The organism is Rouxiella badensis (genome assembly GCF_002093665.1).
In the GTDB taxonomy this organism is placed as follows: Bacteria; Pseudomonadota; Gammaproteobacteria; order Enterobacterales; family Enterobacteriaceae; genus Rouxiella; species Rouxiella badensis.
Genome location: NZ_MRWE01000041.1, coordinates 35,086 through 42,902, shown reverse-complemented (window position 1 = coordinate 42,902; position 7,817 = coordinate 35,086). Strand labels below are relative to the sequence as shown.

The following is a 7,817-nucleotide window of genomic DNA, read 5'->3' as shown; positions in this document are numbered from 1 at the left end:
TATATTTACTGCTAATAATTTTCTTTGTAATTATAAAAATCAATTAAAATCATTAAGTTGATTCAATAAGACCTACTGTTTATACGTCCTACCCTGCTGTAAGCCTGAGTGCTAGCCTTGCCTCGGCGGGCAAAATCGACGATTCTAGCTGTGTCGAAAGGAAGACATGAAACTGAACATTAGGATGATGGCGGTTTCATCAAGTAGGGGAAAGGCTCAGGATGAGTCAGGACGGCATCGGATTATGCCAGGATGTTTCAGGACGAAACAAGGGACACCTCCAGGACGGAGATTGAGAGCCAAAACAGGAAGTTTGGTGGGTCAGGAAGACTAAAGGATGAAAGTCAGGACGACTAGGATGATACGTCAGGATGAAAGTAGGACGATGCAACGGATGGCTGGTTAGGATGACCGCAGGACAAGTTTTCAAGGAACGAGCAGGGAGCACACAGGTAGCTGGATTGCTATAAAACGAACCGGGGGTACTGTGAAAACAGTACCCCCAACTTTTTGTCTCTATCTTGCCAATTTCCCTCACTAAGCCACTATTAGCCTATTGCACCCAGCGTGTCTTCTTTCTTACTTTGCGCTTTTGGCAGCAGGAACAGCGTCGCATAGATATCCAGCAGGTAAATTGCCGCCAGCAGCGTAATCGCTGCGGTAAAGGCTATTTGTGACGCCAGCATACCTATCACCAGTGGTCCAAAACCGCCTACGCCGCGTCCAAGATTAAATAATACGTTCTGTGCCGTCGCGCGCGCATTGACCGGGTAGCTGTCAGAAATCAGGCCCCCATAGCCACCAATCATTCCGTTCACGAACATCCCCATCACGGCACCGGCAAACAGCATCGCCGTCGGGTCTTTCAGTTGGGCATAACACACCACCATCACCACCGCACCGACCTGATAAATCACGAAAATCTTCCAGCGTGCAAAGCGGTCTGACAATGCGCCAAACAACCAGATACCGAAGGTCATGCCGATAACGGTGACGGCGGTCCACATGCCGGATTTGGTGAGCGAAAAACCGAAGTTTTTCGACAGATAGCTTGGCATCCAAATCATTAATCCGTAATAGCCGAAGTTTTGCACCGAACAGAGGATCAGAATGCCAATACTGCATCGACGGGTCGCACGGTCCTTGAACAGCAGCGCTAAACGAGTCAATAAAGGCTCCTGCTGCTGCTTAGAGGACTGCTTAACGAATTCCTCGGGCTCGCCCATACTACGGCGGATAAGAAAGGAGGCGAGGGCGGGCACAAGCCCTATCAGGAACATGCCGCGCCAGCCAATAGTACCGAGCAGCAGCGGTGTCAGGATCGCGGCCATCAGCACACCCAGCTGCCAGCCCATGCCAACGTAAGCAGAGGCACGATTACGCTTCTCAATCGGCCAGGCTTCGGCGATTAGCGCCATACCAATACCAAATTCACCGCCAAGCCCAACGCCCGCCAGAGTGCGATAGGTCAGCAGGTCCCAATACCCCTGGGCAACGGCGCACAGGCCGGTAAACAACGAGAACATCAAAATTGTGAAAGTCAGTACGCGTATGCGTCCAAAGCGGTCGCTGATCGGGCCAAAAATCACGCCGCCAATCACCGCGCCGATAAGCGTCCACGTCACCAGCGAACCGCTCTGTGATGCAGTAAGCCCCAGCTCGCTTGAAATAGCGGGCAACATGAATCCGAGGATCAACAGGTCAAAGCCGTCCATTGCATAGCCTGACACGGAAGCGATCATTGCTTTCATGGGCGTGGCGTGTTTTTTGGGCGTTATTATTGAGTTTGCAGGCATCTTTAAAGTCAATTTATGTAAAGTGCGCCTATTTTGCCCGTAGCAATCACACAGTACCAGTATGAAAAACTGATAGTTGATTGATGGAGGCTATGCTTAGTAGAGACAACGAGAGAGTTTCGTCCAGCGAGTTGAAACTTGGGGCGTTGCGGCTTCAGTGCTATGCTTTGCCCCTTTTCGGCGCGCTATCCAAAACCCGCACGTATGCAATGCAGAGAGTGATTGATGAGTACAGAAAACCAGGTCCGCGAAATATTGCTTAATATTGAGCAAGTTATGCGTGAGTTGTCTTTGTGGCAACCTATGCCGCCAGAGCCCGAAGCGTTTGATAGCAAAGAGCCGTTCGCCGTCGATACCATGTCCGCCGAGCAGTGGTTACAGTGGGTGCTTATCCCCCGTATGCATGCTCTGCTGGCCGCCGAGGCCAACCTGCCGACTCGTTTTGCCATCACGCCTTATTATGAAGTGGCGATGCCGGGAATGGAAAAGCTGCATAACGCGCTACAGCGCCTCGACGATTTACTGAATATAGAAGACTGACATGCTGGAAATTTTGTATCAGGACGAGCATCTGATAGCGGTGAACAAGCCCGCCGGTATGTTGGTTCATCGTAGTTGGCTAGACCGGCATGAAACCGTTTTTGTTATGCAGACGCTGCGTGACCAGATTGGTCAGCACGTATTTACCGTACACCGTCTTGATAAACCCACCTCGGGCGTGCTGTTGTTTGCGCTGTCGAGTGACGTTGCACGAATGCTGTCTCAGCAGTTTGAACAGCATCAGATGATTAAGGTTTATCACGCCGTCGTGCGTGGTTATGTGCTGGAAGACGGCACTGTCGACTATGCGCTTACCGAAGAGCTTGACAAGATTGCCGATAAATTTTCGGAAGGGGAAAAAGCCCCACAGCCTGCGGTAAGCCATTATCGGGTGTTAGCGCGTCGCGAGATGCCTGTTGCGATTGGCCGTTATGACACCGCCCGCTACAGCTTGGTTGAGTTGACGCCGGAAACGGGCCGCAAGCACCAGCTGCGACGCCATATGTCCCATCTGCGTCATCCGATTATTGGTGATACCGCACACGGTGATTTGAAGCAGAACCGCGGAATGGCGCAGCATTTCGAATGCCCAGGCCTGATGCTGCACGCTAGCCACCTGCGCCTGACGCATCCTGTCACCGGTGAAGCCCTGTCGTTGACCGCCCCTTGGGACCCTCGCTGGCAGCAGCTGGTCGAGCGTTTTGACTGGAAGGGCTGTGTCAGCGAGCTGGAAAGGGTTGAGTTTCCTGCGCAGGCGAGTCAGGATAGTTGACAATTTTGGGTTAAAGTTAGGGAGTTAGGGTCATGGCTGAGATTGGTATTTTCGTAGGCACTGTGTATGGAAACGCGTTGCTGGTAGCTGAAGAAGCAGAAACCTTGCTCAAAAAACACGGGCATCAGGTAAAGGTCTTTGAAGAGGGTACCCTTGAGGCCTGGCAATATTATCGCCATCACTTCGTGCTGGTGATTACTTCTACTACGGGTCAGGGCGATTTACCTGACAGCATCGCGCCGTTGTTTGATGCCATCCGCGACCAAGTCGGATACCAGCCGGAACTGCGTTACGGCATGATTGCGCTGGGTGACAGCAGCTATGATTTCTTCTGCGGCGGTGGCCACAAGATGGACAATTTGCTCCAGGAGCAGGGTGCAAAACGTATTGGTGAGATGCTGGAGATCGATGCTATTGAGCAGCCGGAGCCAGAAATTGTCGCTATGCCATGGGTAGAAAAGTGGGCCACTCAATTGAGTTAGTTCGCTGCCCATAATATTTCGAACTGCAGATGAACGTGTTTTCCTGCAGCTCGAAATTTTAGGGTATCGATAACGTTGAACATTACAGGCTCTAATGCAACTGATTAGCGGCCGCTGGTCAGTTTTTCCAAATCGGACTCAATCTCGGTAATCTTATTGGCAACCACGGACTCGAGGTGGCGCAGGTCGTCGAGGATTTTACGCTTGAGGTCGACTTCAATCTGCTCACGCTGGCAGATCTGATCCAGTTCATCGATAACGTAGCGCAGGTTTGGGCTAATCTCGTTAATCTCTTTGTAACCCTGACCCGCGTTGTCGGCGGCAATGGTTTTACGCTGGCGTGGGTATTTAAACTTCACGCTCTTGGCAAAAAACTCGCCTTTATCTTTGCGAAAATAAATCTTCAGAATGTCGTTATTTGCTTCCTGACGCAGATTATAACGATCGACGTCATCAGGATTGTTAATCCCCAGGCCTTTCAGGTTGTCATACATAGCAGCACCATCCTTTTGTTTTAAACTTATTGCTCATACGTGAAACGCCGAAAATACCTTAAAAAAAAGCGGGTTAATTAACCCGCTTCTTCAGTTTAGTCGATAGAACGTAATAACTCATTAAGACCGGTTTTGCCTAAGGTTTTTGCATCAACCTTTTTCACGATAACAGCACAGTACAGGCTGTATTTACCGTCTTTAGAAGGCAGGTTGCCGGAAACAACCACCGAACCTGCTGGCACACGACCGTAGTGAACTTCGCCGGTTTCGCGGTCATAAATCTTGGTGCTCTGACCAATGTAAACGCCCATTGAGATTACGCAGCCGTCTTCAACGATGACGCCTTCAACGATTTCTGAACGTGCGCCGATGAAGCAGTTGTCGCCGATGATGGTCGGGTTAGCCTGCAGTGGCTCCAGAACGCCGCCGATGCCTACGCCGCCGGACAGGTGAACGTTTTTACCGATCTGCGCGCAAGAACCCACGGTGGCCCAGGTATCAACCATGGTGCCTTCATCAACGTAGGCGCCGATGTTAACGTAAGAAGGCATCAGCACCACGTTGCGAGCGATGAAAGAACCTTTACGTACGGCAGCAGGAGGCACTACGCGGAAACCTTCACGCTTGAAGCGCGCTTCGTCGTAGTCGGCAAATTTCATTGGAACTTTGTCGTAGAAGCGGTTTTCCGCGCCTTCCATCACTTCATTGTCATTGATTCTGAAAGAGAGCAGTACCGCCTTCTTCAGCCACTGATGCGTAACCCATTCGCCATCAATCTTCTCGGCAACGCGCAGTTCGCCGCTGTCGATCTTGCTGATAACCTGGTTAACGGCGTCGCGTGTTTCGCTGTCAACGTTAGCCGGAGTGATGTCTGCACGGCGTTCGAATGCCTGCTCAATGACGGTTTGTAATTCCATACTGTTCTCTTTATCTGATAGTGATGTTGAAAGAAAAAAAGCCAAGCGTTACTTGTATCATACTTTATCGAACGGGTTGAGCACCTCAGTTAATCTTCGCTCAATTTCTCGACGTGTTTGCTTGTCTAATGCCCGGCGTTCGCTGTTGGCGAGGATAAACAAGTCCTCTACGCGTTCGCCAATGGTAGAGATTCTCGCACCGTGCAGCGACAGCCCAAGATCCGAGAACACCTCACCGACACGCGCCAGCAGCCCGGGTTGGTCAAGCGCGACCAGTTCCATATAGGTTTTGCGATCGGTATGCGTCGGCAGGAAGCTGACCTCGGTCGGCACGCTGAAATTACGCAGTTTTGACGACGGACGGCGCGCGCGTGGCGGTTGATAAGCCTGTAGCATCGCCTGCTCGAGCGCAAAGCGCGTCGTTTCGTGACGGTCCTGTGCCAGCGGCTTGCCGTCCGGCTCCAGCACAATAAAGGTGTCCATCGCCATCCCGTCGCGGTTGGTGAAGATCTGCGCGTCGTGGATACTCAGGTTGCGTCGGTCAAGCTCACCGGCCACGGCGGCAAACAGGTAGGGTTTGTCCGGACTCCAGATGAAGATCTCGGTGCCGCCACGCGTAGCCTGATGGCTGACCAGCACCAGAGGTTTGGTCGAATCATGGTCGAGCAGATGACGCGCGTGCCAGGCCAACTGGTTCGGCGTATGGCGCAGGAAATAGTCGGAGCGGCAACGGCTCCAGATATGGTGCAGCTTCTCTTCGTCGATGTTGTCCATGCGCAGGAGCGCCAACGCTTGCAGACGATGATGGCGCACGCGCTCGCGCAGGTCCGGCGTGTTTTGGGTGCCGCGACGCAGCTGTTTCTCTGTCGCGAAATAGAGCTCGCGTATCAGGCTTTGCTTCCAGCTGTTCCATAGGGTCTCGTTGGTGGCGCAGATATCGGCCACGGTCAGGCAGACCAGGTAACGCAGGCGATTCTCGGTCTGCATTTCAGCGGCGAACTGCTGAATTTCGTTCGGATCCTGAATATCACGACGTTGAGCCGTGACCGACATCAGCAGATGGCAGCGCACCAGCCATGAAACCAGCTGGCTGTCGTTCGAGCTCAGGCCGTGCAGCTCGGCGAATTCCTGTGCGTCGTGCGCACCCAGCACCGAGTGATCGCCACCGCGACCTTTGGCGATGTCGTGGAACAGTGCGGCCATCAGCAACAGCTCAGGCTGCGGCAGACGAGGAAAGAGATCGACGCAAAGCGGATGACGCGGACGGGTGTTCTCATCAGCAAAGCTTTCGAGTTTTTGCAGCACGCGTACGGTGTGCTCATCGACGGTATAAGCGTGGAACAGGTCGAACTGCATCTGACCGACAATCAGCCCCCACTGTGGCATATAGGCCCACAGCACGCTGTGGCGATGCATTGGCACCAGTGCACGGCTGACCGCGCCAGGGTGGCGCAGGATTGCCATGAAAATCTCCCGAGCTTCGGGAATCATGCACAGCGGCGTTTGAAGGTGGCGGCGCGTACGGCGCAGCAGACGCACGGTGGTCGAGTAAATGCCTTTTATCTCGCGGTGGCGCACCATCAGGTAGAACATACTGATGATCGCCTGCGGCTCGCGGTCAAACAGCGTCTCGTCGCGTACGTCAATCAGGTCACCGCGCAGCTGGAAGTTGTCGTCCAGCGGACGCGGTTTCTCGTTCGGGCCAATGGCCAGAATCGCCTCGTCAAACAGTTGCAGCAGCATCTGATTCAACTCGCCGACGCGGCGCGTCATGCGATAGAAGTCTTTCATCATCCGCTCGACCGGCTCGTTGCCTTCGCCCTGATACTGCAAAAGTTGGGCAACGTTGAGCTGGCGGTCGAACAGCAGGCGGTTATCGTAGCGGTTAAGGATCAGGTGCAGGGCGAAGCGAATACGCCACAGAAAGCTCTGGCATTCGTTGATTTCGTTGCGTTCGGCCTTGGTCAGGAAGCCGAAGCTGACCATTTCGTCGAGCGACGTTGCGCCAAAGTGGCGGCGAGCGACCCACAGCAGGGTATGGATGTCGCGCAGTCCGCCTGGGCTGCTCTTAATATCCGGCTCAAGGTTATAGCTGGTGCCGTGATAACGTTGATGACGTTCGTTCTGTTCGTCGATTTTTGCGCGAAAGAAGGTCGGAGAGGGCCAAAATCCGTCGCTAAAGATATGCTTTTGCATGTTCAGGAACAGGGCGACGTCGCCACAGACCAGACGCGACTCGATGAGGTTGGTTGCCACGGTGAGGTCGGCAAGGCCTTCGAGCATGCACTCTTCCAGCGTGCGCACGCTGTGACCCACTTCGAGCTTGAGATCCCACAGCAGGGTAATCAGTTCACCGATGCGCTGCGCCTGGTCGTCGTTGAGGCGTTTCTGGCTCAGCACCAAGACGTCGATATCCGACAGCGGATGCAGCTCGCCGCGCCCGTAGCCGCCAACTGCCACCATCGCCGTCTCGGGGATTTTATCGAAGCCGTAGAAAATCCACAGGCGTTGCAGCATCTGGTCGATGTAAAGCGCGCGCGCGGCAACCAGCTCTTCAACGCGTTGCCCGCAGTTAAACGCCTCTGCCAGCCAAAGCTGGAATTCATCCATGTGCTGTTTTAGAGACTGACGGTTCAGCTCTTCATCGGCATAGGAGGAGGGTGAAGGGGGCTTATCGGGAAACGCGCGAGTTATCTCGACCGGCAGCGGCAAAGCCAGATGAATAAGGTTTTTAGACAGAAACGAATCAGACATAAGTGCGTAGCCCACGGATTTATAAAATAAGACGACAGGACACTCTGATAAAAAAGCCGGCA

At 53.4% G+C, this 7,817-nt stretch carries 7 protein-coding genes; 3 read left to right on the top strand and 4 right to left on the bottom strand.

From position 1 onward, the window contains the following. Positions 1-548 precede the first annotated feature (548 nt). The gene (locus BS640_RS19325; protein ID WP_026110542.1) at positions 549-1,796 is read right to left on the bottom strand and encodes an MFS transporter; all 1,248 of its coding nucleotides are present in this window, start codon (positions 1,794-1,796) and stop codon (positions 549-551) included. A 225-nt stretch (positions 1,797-2,021) separates the two neighbouring features. On the opposite strand from BS640_RS19325, the gene BS640_RS19320 reads away from it, so the two are divergent. The 3 genes from BS640_RS19320 to BS640_RS19310 are packed head-to-tail and all read left to right on the top strand — an operon-like array spanning position 2,022 to position 3,590. Next, positions 2,022-2,336 carry a YqcC family protein gene (locus BS640_RS19320; protein WP_017491988.1) on the top strand — a complete coding sequence of 105 codons (315 nt, stop codon included), beginning with the start codon at positions 2,022-2,024 and terminating at the stop codon, positions 2,334-2,336. 1 nt (position 2,337) lies between these two features. After that, a complete protein-coding gene (truC, locus tag BS640_RS19315; RefSeq protein ID WP_017491987.1) occupies positions 2,338-3,108 on the top strand; it encodes a tRNA pseudouridine(65) synthase TruC in 771 nt (256 codons plus the stop codon). Positions 3,109-3,140: 32 nt separating this feature from the next. Continuing rightward, positions 3,141-3,590 carry a flavodoxin gene (locus BS640_RS19310; protein ID WP_017491986.1) on the top strand — a complete coding sequence of 150 codons (450 nt, stop codon included), beginning with the start codon at positions 3,141-3,143 and terminating at the stop codon, positions 3,588-3,590. A 104-nt stretch (positions 3,591-3,694) separates the two neighbouring features. Here BS640_RS19310 and BS640_RS19305 read toward each other — a convergent pair whose 3' ends face one another. The 3 genes from BS640_RS19305 to glnD form a co-directional block, all read right to left on the bottom strand. Further along, on the bottom strand, positions 3,695-4,084 hold the full coding sequence (locus tag BS640_RS19305) for a DUF3461 family protein (protein ID WP_017491985.1): 390 nt from the start codon (positions 4,082-4,084) through the stop codon (positions 3,695-3,697). A 95-nt stretch (positions 4,085-4,179) separates the two neighbouring features. Beyond that, positions 4,180-5,001 (bottom strand): 2,3,4,5-tetrahydropyridine-2,6-dicarboxylate N-succinyltransferase, encoded by an 822-nt coding sequence (gene dapD, locus BS640_RS19300; protein WP_084913165.1) that lies wholly within the window; start codon positions 4,999-5,001, stop codon positions 4,180-4,182. A 57-nt stretch (positions 5,002-5,058) separates the two neighbouring features. Next, positions 5,059-7,740: a bifunctional uridylyltransferase/uridylyl-removing protein GlnD gene (glnD, locus tag BS640_RS19295; protein ID WP_376783576.1), complete on the bottom strand. Its 2,682-nt coding sequence runs from the start codon at positions 7,738-7,740 to the stop codon at positions 5,059-5,061. Positions 7,741-7,817 lie beyond the last annotated feature (77 nt).